At 68.5% G+C, this 20,641-nt stretch carries 17 protein-coding genes; 2 read left to right on the forward strand and 15 right to left on the reverse strand.

Annotated elements, in window-relative coordinates; translation table 11 throughout:
• Positions 1-277: 277 nt before the first annotated feature.
• From ACIBG8_RS54120 to ACIBG8_RS54130, 3 genes are read right to left on the reverse strand one after another with little or no spacing between them, the layout of a single operon-like run.
• Positions 278-670 (reverse strand): DUF6527 family protein, encoded by a 393-nt coding sequence (locus tag ACIBG8_RS54120; protein WP_397351280.1) that lies wholly within the window; start codon positions 668-670, stop codon positions 278-280.
• Positions 667-1,836, reverse strand: coding sequence for a ThiF family adenylyltransferase (locus tag ACIBG8_RS54125; RefSeq protein ID WP_397351281.1), 1,170 nt, complete (start codon positions 1,834-1,836; stop codon positions 667-669). The genes ACIBG8_RS54120 and ACIBG8_RS54125 overlap by 4 nt, the downstream gene beginning before the upstream one ends.
• Positions 1,811-2,071 (reverse strand): multiubiquitin domain-containing protein, encoded by a 261-nt coding sequence (locus tag ACIBG8_RS54130; protein WP_397351282.1) that lies wholly within the window; start codon positions 2,069-2,071, stop codon positions 1,811-1,813. Before ACIBG8_RS54130 ends, ACIBG8_RS54125 begins: the two co-directional genes overlap by 26 nt.
• Before the next feature lie 104 nt (positions 2,072-2,175).
• Here ACIBG8_RS54130 and ACIBG8_RS54135 point away from each other — a divergent pair, with 104 nt between their 5' ends.
• Together ACIBG8_RS54135 and ACIBG8_RS54140 are read left to right on the forward strand one after the other, a co-directional pair.
• Positions 2,176-2,586 (forward strand): helix-turn-helix domain-containing protein, encoded by a 411-nt coding sequence (locus ACIBG8_RS54135; RefSeq protein WP_397351283.1) that lies wholly within the window; start codon positions 2,176-2,178, stop codon positions 2,584-2,586.
• 30 nt (positions 2,587-2,616) lie between these two features.
• Positions 2,617-3,189: an ImmA/IrrE family metallo-endopeptidase gene (locus ACIBG8_RS54140; protein ID WP_397351284.1), complete on the forward strand. Its 573-nt coding sequence runs from the start codon at positions 2,617-2,619 to the stop codon at positions 3,187-3,189.
• A gap of 86 nt (positions 3,190-3,275) precedes the next feature.
• Here ACIBG8_RS54140 and ACIBG8_RS54145 read toward each other — a convergent pair whose 3' ends face one another.
• From ACIBG8_RS54145 to ACIBG8_RS54200, 12 genes are all read right to left on the reverse strand, one after another.
• Positions 3,276-4,556: an amidase gene (locus ACIBG8_RS54145; protein ID WP_397351285.1), complete on the reverse strand. Its 1,281-nt coding sequence runs from the start codon at positions 4,554-4,556 to the stop codon at positions 3,276-3,278.
• Positions 4,553-5,305: a thioesterase II family protein gene (locus ACIBG8_RS54150; protein ID WP_397351286.1), complete on the reverse strand. Its 753-nt coding sequence runs from the start codon at positions 5,303-5,305 to the stop codon at positions 4,553-4,555. The genes ACIBG8_RS54145 and ACIBG8_RS54150 overlap by 4 nt, the downstream gene beginning before the upstream one ends.
• Positions 5,306-5,342: 37 nt before the next feature.
• Positions 5,343-5,537: a phosphopantetheine-binding protein gene (locus ACIBG8_RS54155; RefSeq protein WP_397351287.1), complete on the reverse strand. Its 195-nt coding sequence runs from the start codon at positions 5,535-5,537 to the stop codon at positions 5,343-5,345.
• A gap of 105 nt (positions 5,538-5,642) precedes the next feature.
• A complete protein-coding gene (locus ACIBG8_RS54160) occupies positions 5,643-6,800 on the reverse strand; it encodes an acyl-CoA dehydrogenase family protein (RefSeq protein ID WP_397351288.1) in 1,158 nt (385 codons plus the stop codon).
• Positions 6,797-8,026, reverse strand: coding sequence for an alanine racemase (locus ACIBG8_RS54165; RefSeq protein ID WP_397351289.1), 1,230 nt, complete (start codon positions 8,024-8,026; stop codon positions 6,797-6,799). Before ACIBG8_RS54165 ends, ACIBG8_RS54160 begins: the two co-directional genes overlap by 4 nt.
• Positions 8,023-9,465: a class I adenylate-forming enzyme family protein gene (locus ACIBG8_RS54170; protein WP_397351290.1), complete on the reverse strand. Its 1,443-nt coding sequence runs from the start codon at positions 9,463-9,465 to the stop codon at positions 8,023-8,025. Before ACIBG8_RS54170 ends, ACIBG8_RS54165 begins: the two co-directional genes overlap by 4 nt.
• A 4-nt stretch (positions 9,466-9,469) precedes the next feature.
• Positions 9,470-10,201, reverse strand: coding sequence for a TylF/MycF/NovP-related O-methyltransferase (locus ACIBG8_RS54175; protein WP_397351291.1), 732 nt, complete (start codon positions 10,199-10,201; stop codon positions 9,470-9,472).
• A complete protein-coding gene (gene asnB / locus ACIBG8_RS54180) occupies positions 10,201-12,099 on the reverse strand; it encodes an asparagine synthase (glutamine-hydrolyzing) (RefSeq protein ID WP_397351292.1) in 1,899 nt (632 codons plus the stop codon). The genes ACIBG8_RS54175 and asnB overlap by 1 nt, the downstream gene beginning before the upstream one ends.
• Positions 12,099-14,126 (reverse strand): amino acid adenylation domain-containing protein, encoded by a 2,028-nt coding sequence (locus ACIBG8_RS54185; protein ID WP_397351293.1) that lies wholly within the window; start codon positions 14,124-14,126, stop codon positions 12,099-12,101. Before ACIBG8_RS54185 ends, asnB begins: the two co-directional genes overlap by 1 nt.
• A 101-nt stretch (positions 14,127-14,227) precedes the next feature.
• On the reverse strand, positions 14,228-16,006 hold the full coding sequence (locus ACIBG8_RS54190) for an ABC transporter ATP-binding protein (RefSeq protein ID WP_397351294.1): 1,779 nt from the start codon (positions 16,004-16,006) through the stop codon (positions 14,228-14,230).
• On the reverse strand, positions 16,003-17,805 hold the full coding sequence (locus tag ACIBG8_RS54195) for an ABC transporter ATP-binding protein (protein ID WP_397351295.1): 1,803 nt from the start codon (positions 17,803-17,805) through the stop codon (positions 16,003-16,005). The genes ACIBG8_RS54190 and ACIBG8_RS54195 overlap by 4 nt, the downstream gene beginning before the upstream one ends.
• Positions 17,802-20,641, reverse strand: a 2,840-nt coding sequence (locus ACIBG8_RS54200; protein ID WP_397351296.1) for a condensation domain-containing protein, incomplete at its 5' end; no start/stop codon positions are given. The genes ACIBG8_RS54200 and ACIBG8_RS54195, both read right to left, overlap by 4 nt.

The raw sequence follows: 20,641 nt of genomic DNA on the forward strand, positions 1-20,641 counted from the left end.
ACTCGCACTCTGGTATTCGGCTTCGACCGACTCCCGCAGCTTGACCAGCTCCGCATACAGCCGGAACAACACCCACTCGTACAGCTTACGCCGCAGCTTGCCTTGCCCATGAGCCGCCTCACCACATGGGCCTGAGCTTCTCCAGAGCCTCGCGCAGACACCCGACAAGGTCCACCCATCCAGCGGCAGGTGCTGGGCAGGTGGGCCAGATCGGGGTGCCGGCACAGGAATCGTCCACGGACCGACGCCGTGAGCCGCTCCCTCGCCACCAGTAAAGTCAGAGCCTGAGACGGCGATACAGCCTCGCGATCGGCCCGCGATCGGTGTCGGGGTGGAGTTCCTGCAGGTCTCTTCGGTCCCGCTCTCGGTTGTCGGCGATCTCACGTGCGGTGAAGCGGCGGCTCCACCGCACGGCTCCTTCTCTGATCCAGTAGTGAGAGCGGCAGGGCAACCCCCAGTTGCCGATCGAGGGTGACAGGGAGGCGTCCCTGCCGTTGTAGGTGAGCGTCCATTGCGCCGGGGACAGCGGCGTGACGATCTCGTGCCCGCATCCGCAGGCACACAGGTGCCCGCAGGTCGCGTACAGGATCGATACGTAGAGCACTCCCGGCTCAAGCTCGGGCGGGAAGCTCTCGACAAAGCTGGGGCGCAGGTACGCGGTGGCGGTCACGGAAGATCCTCGTTGGCGATCTCGTTGGTGATCAGCGAGTAGGTGGCGAAGGTCTCGTCAGTCGCGTCGGCGTAGACGCCCAGGTAGCGCTTCCACCGGGCGACCGCCAGGAGCGCGTTGAGGGCGTTCAGGTCGGCGGTCTGGATGTTGCGGCCATAGTCGTCGCGCTCGGGGGCCGGGGCTGGGATCCTGCGGCGGGTCTGTGCGCGACGTCCAGGCAGGCTGGTGGATACCCGCAGAAGGCCGGTAAGTTTGCCGTCGATCTCCTCAACTCCCAGCCCGACGTCGATGAAGGGCACGTCAGAGGCTTCCAGCCGGTCCATGATCGGCTGCTTGCTCAGCGCGTCGTCAGATGCCAGGAACACGAAGGTCGCCCCGGACAGGACCTCGAGGTTGTCCTCGTCGAGGTAGTTCTCGTATGCGGTGATGCCGCGGTGCATCTGGGAGTAGAGCGAGGCGTAATAGGCGGCCTTGTTCGGGCGTTCGCGCAGTGCTTCCAAGGACGCCGCGCCAGGTGCCCGGAAGGCATTGTGGTTGGCGAGACGATCACCATCGACGAGCAGGATCGAGTCGACCTCGGTCTTGGTGACCTGGTCCAGGATGTAGCTGCCGGTGCCGCCAAGCCCGATGATCGCGATGTGGTGGCCGCGGAAGCGGCGGTGTACGGCCGCGAGCCCGGCCCGGGAGGTGGCGGTGTCGCGGTAGACGAACGGCGAGTCGTCCTCGACGTCCTGCCAGGCCGCGCCAGGGGTGGCGGTGACCGCCGGATCGAGCGCTTGGGCCTGGTCGGAGATCATCCGGGCGTAGGCGGTGACCTTCGCGTACTGGTCGGGGTAGCCGGACGGCGTCGGCTTGGACGACAGCATGAACGCGGCGTGGACGCCGTCGGCGATCACACGTACCTCGTCATTGACCATCGGGAGCCGGCGGCCGTGCTCGTCGCACGGTGCGGAGCCGCCGAACCAGATGCGGTGGTCGGTGTCGGAGACGACCCGGTCGCCGTTGACGGTGACGGGGTAGGCCAGGAACCCGTACTCCACGGCCCGCGTTCCGGTGACGTAGGGGATGTGCCGGACGACCAGGTGCCCCGCTTGCACTACGACGTCATAGCCGTCGTCGAGCAGGCGGGACAGGTCCGCGTCACGAACGAGAAGTGCGGACGACATCGAACACCATTCCGTTCTTGACCTTCACGCTGTGGCCGACGGTCAGGCTGCCCGACCCGTGCCCGTCGTGCCCGCGGCTGTAGCGGACCGTGTAGGTGTCCTGGTCGGTCTGCGGCTGGCTCGGGTAGGCGAGCTGGACGACCTCCTCGAAGGAGATCTCCTTGTGCTCCCAGTGGTGCGAGCGGGTGTTGACGATGATGCTGACGGGCGGGCGCCCGTGGACGTCCTGTGACATATGAGTCTCCTTTGCCACACAGAGGAACCGATCAACGTCTGCTTCAGATGTTGACCGGTGCTCGAAACTTCGAGCAATGCTACTGTAGCAGGGGTGAGCGACATGTGGAGCATTGGGAGAAGTCAGGGGCAGCCGAGATGAGCGAGAGCCCTGGGGTCGATGTCAAGGCACTGCATGCGGCCTTGGACGCCGCACGTGTCAAAGAGGGCCTGTCCTGGCGGCAGCTGGCCAAGGAGGTCGGGGTGTCGGCCTCGACGATTTCCCGCATGGCCAATGGGTTGAAGCCCGACGTCACGGCGTTCGCCGCGATGACGACCTGGCTGCGGATGCCGGCGGAGTCCTTCTATGTGAACCCGATGAAGCCGGACGCCGAGGAGCCCGAGCTCGTCGCCTCGCTCGTCCCGCACCTGAGGGCTCGCCGGGACCTCTCGGAAAATGATGTGGCATATCTAGAAGAGGTCATCGGCGCCGCAGCCCGGCTCTTCCAGGCAGAACGAGACGATCGGGAGGGCTGAATGCCCCGAAGCGGTTGGACGCAGGCGCGGATGCGCGAAGTAGTGCTCGAAGAGCGGGAGGAGCTCGGGCTGGGGCCGATTGATCCGTTCGATCCGTACGCGCTCGCCGACGCTCACGGGATTCTCGTCTTCAAGCTCGGGGACCTGCTCGGCGGCGGCATGAGCCAGAAAGCCTTCGGCCACTTCACCATGGATGACTCGGCTGCATGGTCTGCGGCCCTAGTCCCTCTGGGAAGCGCGCGGGTCATCGTCGAGAACGAGTCGCACGCCCGCGTCCGCCGCAGGTCTAACATCGCGCACGAGCTCGGCCACTTCCTGCTGGAGCACCCCTTCGACGATGTGATCCTCGGGGAGGACCACAAGCGCCAGTTCGACGAAAAGCAGGAGAAGGAAGCCGACTTCATGGCCGGCGAGCTCCTGATTCCGCTCGCCGCGACCTCACGGATGGCCTTCGACGGTTGGGACAACGCGCGCGTCGCGGCGGCCTACGACGTCAGCCCACAATTCGCCCAAAAGCAGATGTACGGCCAGCGCGTGCGAGCACAACGCGCCGACCGCAAATACAACTTCGGACGGCCGAACCTGAGCAAGTCCACGGCTTAGTGACCCGTTCGGCCCTACCCAGGCGTCGGGTGAACCTGTGCGGCTGGCCGGACTACTCGAAGCGCTCGAGCCTGTCGTGTGGGGCCTCAGGACAACGCCGATTCGACGAACAGGGCAGCTGCCAGCACCTGCTCGTCGCGGCCGGTGGTGCTGGCGCACTGGACTCCCCAGGGCATGCCGTCGGCGTCGCACCCGGCGGGCACGGTGGCGACCGGTCCACCGATTAGGCTGAACGGGAAGCTCATGACCGAATCCCCAGTGCTGGCCAGGCCTTTCGGTGCCGCCCCGGGCGCCGACGGGGCCACCCACGCGTCAATGCCCAGCTGGGCGGTCCAGTCGGCAAACGCCGCGACGAAGTCGCGGCGCCACCGCTGCGCGGCCACGTAGTCGGCTTCCGCGATTCCGCGTCCCTGTATGATGGCGGTGGCGGTCTGCGGTCGGTATTGCTCGCCATACCGACTAAACCAAACGTCATGGGTCCGAGCGAGCTCCCAGCGGTTGACCACAAACAGGTGCTGGCCGATCGCGCCGGTGTCGGAGAACATGTCGGTCTCGCGCACATCGCCGCCCGCCGCCCGCAGTGCCACGAGCTGGCGGGCGAACGCCTCGCGCGCAGCTGGTTCGGCGGCCGCCAGGTATGCCGACGACGGTACGCCGAGTACCGGCGGCCTGGCGCCTGCACCGACCGACTGCCACCGGTCGCACAGGACTCCGGCGGCCGCGGCGCTGTCGGAGACCGTCGCGGTGAACCAGCCCACTGCGTCCAGGGACGGGGCCTGGGCGATCACGCCATCCATAGACACGCGCCCGTGGCTGGTAGTGAAGCCGACCACGCCACAGTAGGCGGCGGGACGGATCACCGACCCAATCGTCTGGGTGCCCAGCGCCAGCGGCACCGAGCCGCTGGCGACGGCGGCCGCCGACCCGCTACTAGAGCCGCCCGGCGTGCGCGACAGGTCGTGCGGATTGACCGTCGGCCCCGGAGTGGCCACAGCGAACTCGGCCGTCACGGTCTTGCCGGCGACCACCGCGCCTGCGGCGACCAGCTGGCTGACCGCGGATCCCTGACCGCCGGCCAGTTCGCCGATGGGCAGGTTGGACCCGGCGGTGGTCGGCAGGCCGTCGACGTGAATCACGTCCTTGACTCCGACCGCGACGCCACGCCACGGGCCGGACGAGTCCGCCAGTGCTGCCCGCAAGCGCTGGACGCGCCCAAGTTCGGGCTGGAATGCCTGGATATGCGGGTCGACGTGCTCGATGCGATCACATACCGCCTGTAGCATAGCTTCGGCGCTGACCACGCCAGCGCCTAGCTGCCCGAGGTCGGCCAGCAGCGACCTGGGGGCGACGAACTCGTTCTGTGTCATAAGTTCCCGATGCTACGGTCGATCTCCAGCATCACCTCATCGGGGATGTCGTGCAGGTAGAAATGGCCGCCACGGAAGACCCGCAGGATGAGTTCGCGGCTGGTGTGGGGTTGCCATTCCTGCTGGTATTGCGGTTGTGCCAGTGGGTCCCGGGTCCCCGCCATGGCGATAATCGGGGTCGGCAGCGGCGGCCCGGACCGCCGGTAGCCGGCGAACAGGGCGAGGTCGGCGCGCATAGCGGGCAGGACCATTGCCAGTAGCTCGGCGTCTGCCGCTACGGCCTCGGGCAGGCCGCCGATCCGAAGCAGCGTCGTCACAAGTGTGTCGTCGTCGAAGCTGTTCAGGTCTATCGCGCGTGGCCGCTGCGGTGGTCGACAGCCGGACACGATGAGACAGGCTGGGCCGGGGCGGCTCGTCTCGGCGAGCCTGACCGCGACATTGTACGCCAGCATGCCACCCATGCTGTGGCCGAACAGCGCGTACGGGCGGCCGGTCTCGGCGGCGTGGGCGTCCACCACATCGGCCAGCTCCTCGGTGAGCGCGCCGAGGTCGGTGGCGGGTGCTTCGGCGACGCGGCTGCCACGGCCGGGAAGTTCCACCGGCACGAAGTCGACCCGCAGGTAGGCCGTCGACCGGGCCCAGCGGTGGTAGGCGTGGGCAGCGCCCCCAGCGTGTGGCAAGCACAGGACGGACACGCCGCGGCCGCTGCCGCGGAACGGCAACCATGACGACAAGGCGGTGCCGCGCATCAATATCCCGGATGCGCGGTTGTCAGAGTACGGTGGTTCACGCTTGTGCCCACTTCGCCTCCTCCAGGTCACTGATCATCGCCCACAGGCTGCCCGCTGTGCTAAAGCTGTCGGTCCCGAGCCGCTCGTCGGGGATCATGATGTCCAGCTCCTGCTCCAAAGCGATCAGCAGAGCGACCGTGGCCAGGGAGTCCAGACCGAGCTCGGGCAGACTGGTTGACGGGGCGATCACGCCGTCTGCCAGTAGCGGTAGGTGCTGGCGCAGTACGGCGTCGAAGGTATCGGGCCAGGGGGTGCTATGGGGAGTCAATGGTTCCTCCAGGAGCGTTCGATACGGTCAGGCGAGCGTGACGTTGCGGTCCAGCATGCACAGTGCGCCCGTGGCGACCAGCAGGCGGTCGTCGGCGTAGTTCAGGCTGGCGGACCTGAGATCCCGGAACACGCGCTCCAACGGGATGGCGGCGTCCTTGCGGTAGCCCAGCGACATGCCAGCCAGCTGGACCAGCCGGTTCACCGCGCTGAACGCGTGCTCGGCTACGACGACCTTCAGCGTGTTCAGGTGGATCTGCGTAACCGGGTTGTCCAGCGACCGACCCGCGGCCCACGATGCAGTCACCTCGTCGCAAACTCGGTGCAAATAGGCGCTAGCGACCTCCAAATCCATCCGGATGCGCGCCAGCCGTTCGCGTACCAGGTCGGACTGCAGGTCCATGGAAGGCGCGCGGGATGAGCGGACCAAGCCGACGAAGGCGTGCAGCGCTCCGGACGCCGCGCCGAGCCAGCACGCGGCCCAGCCGAGGTGCCCGTACGGCGCCATCGTCTCTACCGCAGCCGTTCGGAACCCGCCCGATTCCCCCACCGCCTGCGCGGCTGGGACGGACCCGGCCAAGTCCAGGCCGATGCTCGCGGTGCCACGCATGCCCATGGCATCCCAGCTGCTGCGAGGGGTCAGGACGAGTTGGTCGCGATCGGCGTAGACCAAGGTGAGTTGGTTGTCTCGCGCGTCCTCGGAGGCCCGCATCGTGATCAGGAAGCCATCTGCGTACGCACCGCCGGTGACAACCGGCGCCTGCCGCTGGAACGCCAGCATCTCGTCCTGCTCGGCTAGGGCCGCCACTCCGGTGAGTAGGTGGCCGCCCTTGCCGGGCTCTGTCGTGATCGATCCGAGGTAGAGCTCGCCGCGGGCGATCCGCGGCAGTAGCGCCGCAGCCAGGGCGGAGTCCGCGTGGCGTACCAGGACCGCCGTCTGCTGGCAGTGCATCGCCCAGATGAGGGCGGTGGACAGGCATGCAGAGCTGAGCTGCTGCGCTACCGCGACCAGGTCGGCGGGGCCCCCGCCCAGGCCGCCGAATGCAGTCGGCACGAGCAGGCCCATCAGCCCGCCGCTGCGCAGCGCGGCTACCGAGTCCTGAGGGAAGGCCGATTCCCTATCGACCGCAGCGGCGTGCTTAGCCAAGGTCGGCAGCGCCTCCTCGGCAAGTTCGACGGGTGTCACTGTGGGATTCCTCCGATCGGGGTACGAACCAGGTCTAGCCTGCTGACGTCCACGAGCTCGCCCGCGTCGGCGACCACCTCGGCCGGCGTGGTCCGGCTGAGGAATGCGATCAGGCTGGCGGTCAGCCCGTAGGCGCCGGTGTTCGGGATGCGGACGAGATCGCCCGGCGCGAGGCCGCCGATGTCGGACTGTCGGGACAGGACATCTGCCGGGGTGCACAGCGGGCCGACGACAGTGCCGCGGGCGCCGACGGGCGGCTTGCCGTCGAGGCCAGCGAGTTCGCTGGCAGGCAGCATCCGGCCCAGCCCAGCCATGCCGCCGAGATGGTTGATCCCGGCGTCGAGGACCAAGAACACCTGCCCGGCGCTGTGCTTTACGTCGAGCACGGTGCAGACCAGCTCGCCGCTGTCGCCACACAGGTAGCGGCCGGACTCGAAGCACACTTCGACGCCGCCGTCGCGCCAACCGGGCAGGAACTGGTCCAGTGTGACGCTGAGCTTTGCGGCCAGCAGTGGGTATCGCGGCCGGTCGGCGTGCTGGGCGTACGGGGCGGCGAACCCGCCTCCGAGGTCGACAACCCGCATCGGCAGTCCGGCCTTGTCCCGCAGCGCCGCGGCGGCCTCGGCGCTACCGGCCAGCTCTGCAAGTAGGCTCTGCTCGTCGCGGGCGTTGCAAAGCGGGAAAAAGTGCGCTCCGACGACCGGCGCCGACGGTGACACGAACCGCTCGGGGCTCTGAAGGAGCTGGTCGATGTCTATACCAAACGCTGAGGCCGACCCCGTCATCCGCAGACCGCTGGCGCCGGAGGCACGGCCGGTGTTGACCCGCAGTAGGCATTCGATCGCGGTCTGCGCGCGTTCCGCCGCCCGCGCCAGCCGGTCGTAGTCGGCTGGTGACTCGACCGAAAAGCGCCGCGCCCCGGCCGCGATCGCCGCGCTGAGGTCGGCGGGGGTCTTGCCGGGACCGGTGAAGAGGATCTCGGTGCCGCCGAATCCCGCCTGTCGAGCAGTGGCGAGCTCGCCTGCGGAGCTGACCTCGGCGCGGCAACCCGCGCGTCGCAGCCGTGCGGCGATCTGTGGGTGCGGGTTGGCTTTGAGTGAGAAGTAGAGCACGATCCCGGGCGGCAGGTCAGCCAGCAGGTCAGCGCAAGCCTGATCGACACGGCTCAGCTCGTACAGGTAGAACGGGCTGCCGAAGGCAGCCGCCCAGCGGCTCAGGTCGGTCATCGCGCTCCATTCCAGGTACGGGCGGCCAGCGTGGCGCGGTCGACCTTGCCGTTGGGGCCCAGCGGCAAAGCTTGCAGGCGTACGCAGGTCCGAGGCAGCTTGCCGGTCTCCAGCCGGGTGGCCAGCGCGCGCAGCACCTCTGCCTCGTCGCATGAGGCGACGACCAGCAGCACCGCTTCGCGGCCGTGCCTAGGCGGGAGCACCACGGCGGCTTGGACTTCGGGGATGTCCAGCGCCGCAGCTTCTACCTCGCGGGTGCTGGTACGGATGCCATTCAGCTTGAACAGGTCGTCGCGTCGGCCTTCGAAATAGAGGTAGCCGTCAGCGTCCACCCACCCGTAGTCGCCTGTGCGCAGCACACCCCGCCCGAACGTAGTCTGATCGGCCTCGCTCGCGCGCCAGTAGCCGGCCATCACGTGAGGGCCATGAACGACGATCTGGCCGATGCGCCCGCGCTGGACTTCAGTGCCGTCGTCGCCGGTGATCGCCACGCGGGTTCCGGGCAGCGGCCGACCGACCGAACCCGGGCGGCGGAAGTCGCCGTCGGGTTCGAGGATGCTGACCCGTTTGCATTCGCTGATGCCGTACATCAGCTGGAGTCTGGCCTGCGGGAAGTGGGACCGCAGTGCGGCGGCGGCGGCCGCAGGCAGCTCCTCGCCAGTGTTGGTAAACAACCGTACTCTTGTCGGCCAAGGCCGACGCGCGGCTAGCGCTGTCAGCATGCCCGCCAGTGGCGGCAGCAGCGGCACGATGGTGCTGCGAGTGGCGGAGATCTCGGCCAGCAGTGCCGCGTCGTTGGCGCCGTCATCTAAGTGAACGGCTGCGCCCGCGTAAGCAGCGAGCAGGAGCTGGTATAGGCCGTAGTCAAACGACAGAGGGATGCGGTTGTACACCACGTCGTCGCTGGTGTAATTAAGCATCTCCACAATGGCGCCGACGGCGAACAGCACAGCGGCGTGCGGGGCGATGATGCCCTTGGGCGCGGAGGTGCTTCCGGAGGTGTAGATCAGGAACGCCGGTGCCCGCTGGGTCCCGGCAGGCAGCGCTGGCGATGCGATGGCAGCGCGTGCCCAGGCCGCAGAGGGATCGAGCTGCCCGGATCTCGCGATCACCAGTGTTGGTTGGGCGTCGTTGGTGATCTGGCGCAGCTGGTACGGCTTGGCGCGGGGGCTGACAGGCACCGCAGTGAGCCCAGCTAGGGAGCAGCCGTAGAGCAGAGCGGCGGTGGGACGGGTGGAATGAGCCTGGAAAACCACACGGTCACCGGTCTGGCAACCCTGTGCTTGCAGCCACGCGGCCCAGCGAGTGCTGGCGTCCCAGAGCTGGCCGTAGCTCCACGTGCCGGTGCGGTCGGTCACCGCGGGTGCATTGGGGCAGCTGGCGGCGGTGCTGCGCAGCAGGTTATGTACGAGCAGCGGCGGGGTCGGGACGGCTGTCACGATGTCACAGCTTGATCACGAAGGACTGCCCGGTGGGCAGGGCGATGGGCGTCTCGGGCCGGGAGGCGAAGAACTCGTCAACGGCGTCACGTTCGCCACGGCAGGTGGGGAAGCCGTACTCGTCGAAGACGAACACGCCGCCGGGCATCATGTCGTCATAGAAGTGCTCGCACGTGTCCCAGGTCGGCTGGTAGAGGTCGACGTCGACGTGCACCAGCGCCCAGCGGCGCTGCGGCAGTTGGGCGAGCACCTGCGGGATCCATCCTTGGTACACGCGAACCCTGGGGCCGGCTTCATCCAGCAGTGTCACGACCATCTCCGTGTCGGTGGAGGCGAAGTCGCCAGGCCGGTAGAAGACGTCGTGGCCGCAGTCTGGCTGCGACAATCCCTCGAAGCTGTCGAGCAGGTGCAGTTCGTTGCAGTGAACCGAGGACACCCGTGAGAGCATCAGCGCCGTGCCGCCGCGGAAGACTCCGCACTCGGCGAAGGCCCCGCCGAGCGCAGCGGCGTGGCGGGCCAGCGCGGCGAGGTAGTACAGCCTGGGCCGGTCGTTGAGCGTTAGCGCCTCGACGTCTTCAATGTCGGAGCAAATGAGGCTGTCGTCGGACCAGGGTGCGTACAGGGGATGCTCGGAGCGCCACAGCCGGTAGTGGTCCGCGTCGGCCATCCTCGCGGCATAGGCCGTTTCCGGATGCACGCGTCCGATGACCTCACTGCCGTCTGAGGAGATACTCATCAGCTAGGCCCTTCTGTTGTAGACGCGGAACCCAGGAATGTGTCGGTGAACATGCCAGCGGTGAGCACCACCATGAGCAGGTCCGGTTCGCCGTTGGCGTCGGACAGCGGTGCCTGCTGCTGCCGACGGCGAAGCTCGGCGACGGCCGCGGGGTCGAACAGGCCATCGCGGCGCAGCTTCGGCGGCGAGAGCAGGTATTCGACGAGGTCGCTCTGCTCGGCACGAAGCGCGCATGCCCTCAACATGCTGGGGGTGCCGGGCGCAGCCCAGGCGAACTTCTCCCGGTCGACGATCGGGCGGGGCAGCAGGCGCCGCGCCGCGTCTTTGAGGACCGCCTTCTCCTGCAGGTCGCGCAGTTTGGCGGTCGGGTGGAGCCGGGTCGCCAGTGAAGCCATGGCACGAGACAGGTAGGGATAGCGCATCTCGACGGAATGGGCCATCGCCATCCGGTCGCCGTGGTCGCCGAGCAGGTGGTCGGCCAGTCGCAGCTTGGCGTCCAGATAGGACCGCTGGTGTAAGCGGTGCCGGCCGCGCAGCTTCGACAAGTCGACTAAAGGCTGGTCGAGGCAGTCGAACTTGGGCAGCGCGGCGCGCAGTTGTGAGTCGTATAGGGTGCGCACCCGTTGCCGCAGGGGAAGCAGGTCGTGCTCATAGCGCAGAGTCTCCTCGCCCCACAGCCGCGTGCGCAGTCGCAGTTCCTCAGCGGGCACTTCGTCGCCGGGAAGCACGCGGCGACGCCGCAGGGCGTCGAAGCGGTAGCCCACGTAGCCGGCGAAGAGCTCGTCGGCCCCCTCTCCGCCGATCACGGCGCGCAAGCCCGCTTCGGACACCCGCCGGGATAGGCTCAGGCTGGCGGCGTTGTAGGACTCGCGCAGCGGTGTGGCGGCGCTGGCCACGACCGCCGGCAGCTCGGCGGCGATCTGGTCGGTGGACAGGACCAGGTGGTGGTGCTTGTTGGAGACTTGGTCGGCGATCAGGTCTATGTAGCGCTTCTCGTCGTAGGTCGCCTCGTGGTAGCCCACGGAGAACGTCGCGGGCAGTCGGCCGGCCAGAGCGGTGGTGGCCAGGACCGCCGCCAGCGACGAGTCGAGGCCACCGCTGAGGTATGCCCCGACCGGCACATCGGCGTCCAGGCACCGCCCTACTGACCGGGCCAGCACGGCCAGGACCATGTCAGCGAGCGCGTCCTCCGGCAGCGACAGGCCTGGGTCTGCTTCGGCGGGGTAGTCGAGGTCCCAGTACTGGCGCAGAGACAGGCTGCCGTCGCGGAAGGTCGCGACGTACCCGGCGGGCAGGCTGCTGATGCCAGCGAACATGGTCCTCGGGCTAACCAATCCGGGTAGCATCATGACCTGGTCCAACCCGGTGAGGTCGAGCCGGGCGTCGACCCTGGGGTGGCGCAGCAGTGCCGGGATCTCAGAGGCGAACACGAGGGTGCCGCCAACGTGAGTGTAGTACAGCGGACACACGCCGAAATGGTCGCGGGCCAGCAACAGGGTACGGGTTCGGGTGTCATACAGCGCGAGGGCGAACTGGCCGTCGAGGTGGTCGAGGAAGTCCTCGCCGTGTTCCAGGTAGAGGTAGATGATCACTTCGATGTCACAGCGGGTGCGGAACACATGACCTTTGGCCTCGAGGGAGGCCCGCAGCTGCCGGTGGTTGAAGATCTCGCCGTTACAGACGAGCTGGACTCCGCCAGCCTGGTCGCTCATCGGCTGGTTTCCGTGCTCCAGGTCGACCAACGCTAGGCGGCGGGCGCCCAGAGCCGCCCCATCGGCGGCGAAGAACCCTTCGGCGTCCGGGCCGCGGTGGTGCAGCGCGGCCACCATCGCCCGTAAGTCAGCTTCGTGGCCCTGCGGTGGCCCCTCGGCAGCACAGAGTCCGGCGATCCCGCACATCAGCGCTCACCTCCCACGGCGACCAGGCTGGCCCGGTCAACCTTGCCGTTGCCAGTCATCGGTAGCCTCTCTAGCACGCGAAACCGCGAGGGGATCATGTAGTCGGGGATCAGGGCCCGCAGGTAGCGGCGCAACTGATCGTCGCCGGGCACCGGTCCGGCCTGCAGCACCAGGTGTGCGACCAGGCCGCGACTTCCGCAGGCGGCAGGCGCGGCCACCACCACAGCATCGGTGACGGCGGGATGGCTACGCAGTGCGGCCTCGACCTCGCCCGGTTCGATCCTGTAGCCGCGCAGCTTGATCTGGTCGTCGATACGACCCAGGTATACGAGCTCACCGTCCTGGCGCCACATTCCCAGGTCGCCGCTGCGGTAGAGCCGCTGGCCGGGCCGCAGCGGGTGTGGGACGAACCGCTCGGCGGTCTGCGCGGGCCAACCTAGGTAGCCGCGGGCCAGGCAAACGCCGCCGAGGTAGATCTCGCCAGTCTCGCCGGGGGGCAGCAGGCGCATCCGCGCGTCGAGGACGAGCACCTCCGTCCCGGGAATGGGCCGCCCGATCGGGACGGACTCGCCGGGCTGACCTGCGTCGACGACATGGTGGACGGTGGCGGCCACGCAAGCTTCGGTCGGCCCATACTCGTTGATCACCCGGCTGGCAGCCAGCCACGGACGGACCAGGTCGGCGGTGAGCGCCTCACCACCGACGACCATGATCTCCGCAGCGTCAAGGACTTCCGGGCTGCCGAGCCGGTGTAGCAGATCCAGATGAGTGGGAGTCAGCTTGGCGAACGCGAGCCGACGGTGGTCGGCGAGCAGCTCCGCCAGTTCGACAAAGTCGGCGTCGTCCGGTGCCAGGACGAGATGCTGGCCTGCCAGTAGCGGGGCAAACAGGCTCGTCACCGCAAGGTCGAACGCCGCCGACGAGAATAGGGGCGTACCTGACCCTGCACCGGTGTACGCGGTGGCGCACCAGCGCAGGTAGTTGGACAGGGCGGCATGCGACACCATGACGCCTTTGGGCTGCCCGGAAGACCCAGAGGTGTAGATCACGTAGGCGAGGTGGTGCGGCGCCGGGGCAGCCGCAGGCACCTGCACCCTTTCCGCTGGCTGGTCGAGCAGCAGCAGCTGCGCGCCCAGTGGAAGCGGCAGCCCGGCGGCGAGGCCGGTGGTCGTCACCACTAGCTGGCAGCCGCAGTCGGTCAGGATGGCGGCGGTGCGCTGGCGGGCGGAGCCCGCCGGATCTAGAGGGACGTAGGCGCCCCCGGCCCGCGCGACCGCCAGCAGCGCCACCACGAGCAGCGGCGAGCGGCTGAGGTGAACGGCGACGCGGACGTCGGGTCCAACGCCAGCAGCGCTCAGTCGGGAGGCGAGGACGTCGACTGCGTCGGCGAGCTCGGCGTAGGACAGGGTCTGCTGGCCAGCCAGGACCGCGGTCCGGTCGGGGTGCCGCTGTGCGCCTTCGCGCGCCAGCCCCGGCAGCAGCGCTTCCGGGGCGGCCGGGGCCACCCCCTGACTCCACCGGCTGCCGACTTCGGACCGCTGGCCCGGGGTCAGGGTGTCGAGGCTGGCGACGATCTGCTGCGGTGCTGAGGCGGCCTGTGCCACAACAGCGCCTAGCTGCTCGGCCAACGTCACTGCCCGCTGCGGCGAGACCCGATCGGCGCGGGCTGCTAGGACGGCTTGTCCTGGTAGCCCGCAGAGCAGTTCCAGGTCGTAGCCGAGGTGTGCCGGGCCTGTGCTTGCGGCCAGGGCTGCCCCCCGGAGACCTGGTTGGGCGGCAGTCCAGCTGTCGCTGGCGTGCTTGAGCAGGTCGACGACGGTGCAGGCGCTATCGCCGGGGAGGACGGCCTGGCCGCATGCGGTGCCGTCGGGGGCGTACAGATCAACCGGCGGGCGCTGTCCGGCGCCGAGCCGGGCGGCGAGCACCGTGAACGCGGCGAGCAGCACCGCCCGCTGGTCTATGCAGTGGGCGGCCGCGAGCCGGGTGGCGGCCGAATCTGGGCCGGTGTGCGGCACGGGGGCCGACACGGTGGCCCTCGCTGGTGCTTGCTGGGCGGGTAGGTCGAAGGCGCGTTCGGGTGTGGGAGGGCCGGAGCGGTGTTGGGTGTGGTTCATCGGCGTGCCCTCCGCTACCGGTAAGCCTGGGCTTGCAGTGAGAACAGGTCGGCATACAGGCCGCCGGCGGCGACGAGCTGCTCGTGTGTTCCGCACTGGGTGACGCGGCCCTGCTGGACCACGACGATAAGGTCCGCGTCGCGGGTGGTGGAGTACCGGTGGGACACCAGCACGGTGATGGCGCCGCTCAGGCGGCCGGCCGTGCGTGCGGCGACGGCCTGGGCTTCGAACAGCCGGTGCTCGGCTTCAGCGTCCAGGCTCGCGGTCGGCTCGTCGAGCAGCAGGAGCAGCGGCTGTTCGCGCATGACGGCGCGGGCAAGGGCAAGCTTTTGCCATTGACCGCCGGAAAGCTGGACGCCGTCGCCGGCGGTCTGGCCGAGCTGGGTATCGAGGCCGTTGGGTAGCCGGTCGAGCACGTCGGTGGAGCGTGCCCGCTCCAAAGCCGCGTGTACGGCGGCACGGTCGCCGACGCGGGGCAGGTCGCCGACGCCGACGGACTCCGCGGCGGTGAACTCGAACTGGGCGAAGTCCTGGAAGCCGGCGGACAAGCGCTCGCGCCACTGGCGCACGTCGATCGCAGACAGGTCTGTGCCGTCGATGGTGATGGTGCCGACAGTCGGACGGTAGAACCTGGCCAGAAGTTTGACTAGCGTGCTCTTGCCAGCGCCGTTGTCTCCGACGATCGCGACGGTCGTGCCCGCAGGGATGGTGAGGTTGACCCCCGACAGCACGTCGCGGGTACTGCCGGGGTAGCGAAAGCCCACGTCGGTAAAGACGATCCCGTGGCTGATTCGGTCGGGGGCCGGGACGGCCGCCTGCTCCGCAGCCGCCTCCCGGCCGTAGTGCAACAGCCATCGCAGGCGACTGTAGCCAGTCAGCGATCGCCCCAGTGCGGTTAGGTTGAACGCGGCAGAGGTCACCAGGTGGTTGATCTGGGAAGCGACGGTGAACGCCAGGGCGATGAGGCCGATGCGGGTCGCGGTCGACTCGCCTGCGCTGACGGTGACGACCAGCATCAGGGCAGCGCAGTAGCCGAGCCCGAACACGGCGAGCCCGCCGATGCTCAGCAGGGCGGCGGTGCGCTCCGCGCGGGAGCGGACGTGGTCATAGCTGGTCCAGGCGCTCGCATAGCGGCGCAGGATTTCGCCCTGGAGCCCGAACACCCGGAGCTCCTTGCCCGCCGCGGGGGATGCGCCCACCTCGCTGAGGTGCTGGGCCCGTCGCAGGTCTGCCGAGCTACGAACGCCGCCGTCCGCGGTGACGGAGGCGATCTTGCGGTTGGCAAGCACCGCGGGCACGGCGAACACCAGCAGCAGTATCAGCCAGGGGCTGACCGTGGCCATCAGCGCGGCAGCGAACAGTAGCGCGACGATCGACTGCGCCAGTCCGATCAGTGCCCACACGCCTTGGCCGAGTTCGGCCCGGTCCTGGCGAATCAGGCTCATCCGGTCCAGGAACTCGGGCCGCTCGTGATGCTCGATCTCGGGCAGGCCTGCCGATACACGCATCATCTCCCGATCGAGCCGGAACGCGATCTTCTCCTGCAGGGCGATGGCCCACTTGACCCGGAGCATGTTGCTGACGCCCACCAGGGCCAGGCTCGCGCCGTAACTGGCTCCGGCCCACAGGCAGGCGTCCAGGTCACCGCGGGCGGCACCGCCGATGAACATGCTGACCCAAAACGCGAATGCGACGCGGCAGACCGATTCGAAGGCGCCGATCGCGAATGCGCCGACGGCCCGCGGGCGGTCGGCGGCGAAGGTGGTATGCAGCATCAGTGCCAGCGGCTTCATTCCGCTGTCTCCTCCGTGTCGGTGAAGCGTGCGGCCTGTAGCCGGTACATGCGGGCGTAGCGGCCGTCCTGGCGCATCAGCTGCTCGTGGGTACCCAGCTCGGCGATGCCGCCGTCGGCCAGTACGCAGATGAGGTCTGCGCGGCGCACAGTCGAGAACCGGTGCGACACTAGGATCGTGGTCGCTCCGGCCCTAGCCCCGATCAGCTGGTCGAAAAGTTCAAGTTCGGCTCGCACGTCGAGGTTGGCCGTGGGTTCGTCGAGGACCAGGATGTTGGCACCGCCGTCCTTGGCCAACAACGCCCTGGACACGGCGATGCGCTGCCACTGCCCGCCGGACAGGTCTTGGCCGCCGGCGAACTCCTTGGACAGCACGGTGTCCCAGCCGGACTCCAGTTGCTCCACGATGTCGGTGGCACCAGCGGCGTGGGCGGCCCGGTCCAGCGCGGTACGGTCTGCAGCCAGATCCAGTCGCCCGAAGCCGACGTTGTCGGCTGCGGGTAGCTTGTAGCGGATGAAGTCCTGGAACACCACGGCGACCCTGCGGCGCAACTGCTGCTCGGGGATGTCGCGCAGGTCAGTTCCGGATGCGGTGATCCGGCCTGACGACGGTTCGTACATCCGGGTCAAAAGCTTGACTATGGTCGTCTTGCCGGCGCCGTTAGCGCCGACGAGCGCCATGGTGCAGCCAGCTGGGACAGTGAGATTGAGCCCGGACAGGACCGGCTTGGCCGCACCCGGGTACGCGAAGGATACGTCCTCGAACCGGATCTCGCCTGCCGCAGGGGCGGGCTGCGTCTTCTGCCGCTGGGCTAGCGCCGGTAGATGCTGCTGCAGCTCTAACAGGGCCGGCACCGCTGCCGCGCCATAGGCGATTTGCACGTCGTCGTTGCTGATCCACACCGATGACGCGCCGATGGCGGCCTGCACTGTCATGACCGCTTCGGGGATGGTCACCTCGCCGCGCACCAGCGCTCGCCCGGTGACGGCGAAGACGACGAACAGAAGCACACCCCATGGGACGCTCCAGGTCCAGGGAGGGTGGGAGCGGTTGCGGCGGTCGCGCCAGATCTCCTCCATTGCGGTGTGCCAGTAGCGTCCAAAGCGTTCCAGCACCCAGTCCGACAACCCGAACACACGCAGTTCCTTGGCGCCAGCAGCGGTCAGGCTCAGGTCTCGATGGTAGTCGGCGCGGCGCAGGTCCTCGGTGCTCTCGCCGGTGTGCAGCGCATTGCGGGTGAACTGCCGCACCAGCATCCCGCGTACGATCACGAGGAACGCTGTCACCAGCAGGGCCAACGGGATCGAGGACAGTGCCACTACCGTCGACAGGCTCAGGACGGTCAGCCAGGTGCCTAGGTTGCGGAACGTCCCCGCGACCGCCCCGCAGGGGGTGTGCTGGCCTTCGCCGACTCCCTGGGCCTGTCGGCTAAGGTCCAGGATGCGCTGGTTTTCCAGGTGCGCGATCCCCGTGGGCGCCAGGAGCACGGTCATGAGGCGCCGGCGCAGGAACCCGTCGCTCTTGCGGCCAAGCCGTCCAGCAACGTAGTCGAGCAGGGGCACCAGGGCATGCTGGAGAACGAACAAGGCGCCCAGCACGCCGATCCACAGGATGAGGTGCCCTTCGGAGGCGTCCGGTATGGCCCTGATCACCGCGCCGAGAGCCAGCACCAGGCCGACCGCTACCGCCGCCTGGCAGGCGGCCAACAGTGCCGCGACGGCGGTCAGCTGAGGGTCGACCTGAGGCAGCAATCTCAGCAGGGCCAGGTATGCGCTGCGCCCTTTGCGCTTGCCGTTCATGCCTGTACCTGCCTCAGCACGTGGAGCGGGGTGCCCGGATCAGTGCCGCATAGCGTGACCACGGTGGCGGCGAGCTGGGCGCACAGCAGCCCGGCGGTGGAGGGGTCTGCCACTGCGTGGTCCACTGTGAGCCGCAGCCGCAGGATGCCACCGGCCGCGATGGTGGCGTTTACGGTGAGCGGGTAGCTAGTCTGGCTGCTGCTGAGCAGCTCGCGGGTGGTCACGGTCCTTTCGGCAGGCGGCTGCGGGTAGTTGTGGTAAAGCAGCAGGGAGTGGAACAGCTGGGCCGGACGGGCGATCTCACTGACGGCCTGGATATCGCGGAGGGCGCAATACTGTGCGTCGCCGAGGCTGGTCCAGGCGGCGTGCAGTCCTTGCAGCCACCGGCCGACCAGGTCCTCGCCGAACGCGACGCGGGCGGGGATGGTATTGATAAACAGGCCCACCATCTCCTCCGCGTCGGCGAAGTGCACGGGTCGGCCAGCGACGGTGATGCCGAATACGACGTCGTCGTCACGTCCGCCGGCCAGTAGGAGCGCCCATGCCGCCTGTAACAGGGTGTTAGGGGTGATCCGCAGTCTGCGGCAGAACTCGGTCAGGTCGCTGGTCTGGGCGGTATCCAGGTCGTGCCAGTAGTCGCTGAAGCCGGTCTGCGGCCGCTGCGGCGGTGCGAGCGGTAGTGGTGTGGGCTCGGTGAATCCGCGCAACCAGTCGCGCCAGGTCTGTAAGGCAGTGAGCACATGGGGCGAGCGGGACCATTCGACGAAGTGGTGATAGGGCGTGGTACCCGGGACGGCCGGTTCGCATCCCTCCTGCAGTACGTGCACCGCCTGGGCGTACCTGCTCCACAGCAATGCCATACTCCAACCGTCGAGCAGGATGTGGTGGAACTCCCAGACGACGACCGGCCCTGCGGGCACGCCGGTCAGGGCGGTCATCCGTGCCAGCGGTGCCGATTCGAGTTCCAGTCGCGTGCCGCGGGCCTGGTCGAGCCACTCGGCGAGCCAGGTGGTGCCTGCCCCTGCCAGTGCCGACGCGTCCGCGCGGTGCCACGACGCGGCGACATCGACGTCGGACAGGACCGTCTGGACGGGGGTTTCAACCTCCTCCCACAGCACCGCGGTGCGTAGGACCGGCTCGGTTCGTACGAGGTGCGCCCATGCCTGCTCAAGGATGTCTGGGTCGGCGTCGGGCACCTGCCAGGCCGCCTGGACCAGGTACCGCTGGCTGTTTTCGTCGATGAGGTCGTGCAGAAGGATGCCCTCCTGGATTGGTGCCAGTGGGTAGATCTGCTCGACAGGCTGACCGAAGACTTCGCGGACGGCGAGGTCGCGGTGCTCGACCGCGTTCCGGTGCTCGGCGGCTAGCTCGGCCAGGACGGCGGCGATGCGGTCGGCGGTGCTGCGTACCTTCTCGGTGCTGTCGAGGTCCTCGACGTGAGCGATCTCCACGTGAAGCCGGCCGGCGGCGATCCAGGCGCTGACAGCCAGCCGGTGCGGGCGTGGGTTGCCTGGGCCGCGGACCCCTCGGGGCTGGGTTGAGGAGAACCCGAGCCCGGGGGTGGTGGCGCCGCCTTCTCCCAGGTAGTTCAGGCTGATGGCAGCTTGCGGCGCGGCTAGCAGCCGAGGGTCGCGCCGTAGGTGCCGCAGCGCGTGGTAACCGATGCCGGCCCGGGGTACAGCCCGCAATGCGACAATGGTGCGGGCTAAGGCGCTACGGATTGGCTCATCTGGAACACTGGTGTCCAACCGCAAGGGGTACATGATTGTGCACCAGCCGACCACGTCGACGGGGTCGGCTCTGAGGCCCGGGATACGGCGGCCGTGCCCTTCGACGTCGATGAGAAGTCCGGGTCCGGACAGGGCGAGGCTGAGAGCTGTCAGCAGCGCCGCCTCCACCGTGGTGCCGCTGTCGCGCACGCAGGCGGCCAGCGCCGAGGTGGTCGGCTGGTCGATTACGATCGCGGTCTTGACCTCGTCTGCCTCCCGTCCGGGCAGTACGGGCGGTGTGTCGGTGCTGGCCGTGACGGCGTGCCAGTGGGCGATCTCGTCGTCGAACATGCCGTCGGCTGTCGCGCGGCCGAGGGTGTCACACCAGCTGAGGAAGGAGGGGGCTGGCGCGGCTGGCGCCGTGATGCCCGCGGCGAGTGCCGCCAGGTCGCCTGCCAGTTCTTCCTGAAGGATGTTCCAGGAGATGACGTCGACGATCAGGTGGTGAGCGGCGAGAAGCAGTTCATGCCTGCCGCCGGGCAGAGCGAAATGGACTGCGCAGGCAAGCGGGGCGCCGGGCTGCGGGTCGAGGCCCGCCTGCGCGGCTTCGGCCTGGGCCACGACTGCGGCGCGCGCGTCGCTTGCGGGCAGGTACCGCAGGTCGGTGCTGCTGTAGGCGATGCGGTGGCTGGCACCAGTTCTACTGGTGCCAGCGGCCAGGTCGAACTCGGCGGAGAAAGCGTCATGTCGCCGGCCGATGCGGTCGATCGCCGCGGGCAGGTGGGCGACCCAGTTCGGGTCGTCCACGGTGAACAGGACTGACTGGGTCCAGTGGCCGGGCGAGGGCAGGTCGAGGTCGCGCCACCAGGCCTGAATCGGGCTGAGGGCGGCGTGGGTCGCGGCCGGTGCAGCGGTGCCGCCGATTCCGCCCCGTACGTGCCTGGCCAGACCAGCGATGGTCGCGAACGGGGCGAGGATGAGACCGGGTGGGACGACCGCGCCTCGGACTGCGGCGCGGGCGGCGATACGGAACGCGAGGATGGAGTCGCCGCCGAGGTCGAAGAAGTTGTCATGCACCCCGACCCGCTCCACCCCCAGCACCTGCGACCACACTTCTGTCAGCACCG

Origin of the sequence: Nonomuraea sp. NPDC050556, assembly GCF_044457355.1 — a bacterium.
Taxonomy (GTDB): Bacteria; Actinomycetota; Actinomycetes; order Streptosporangiales; family Streptosporangiaceae; genus Nonomuraea.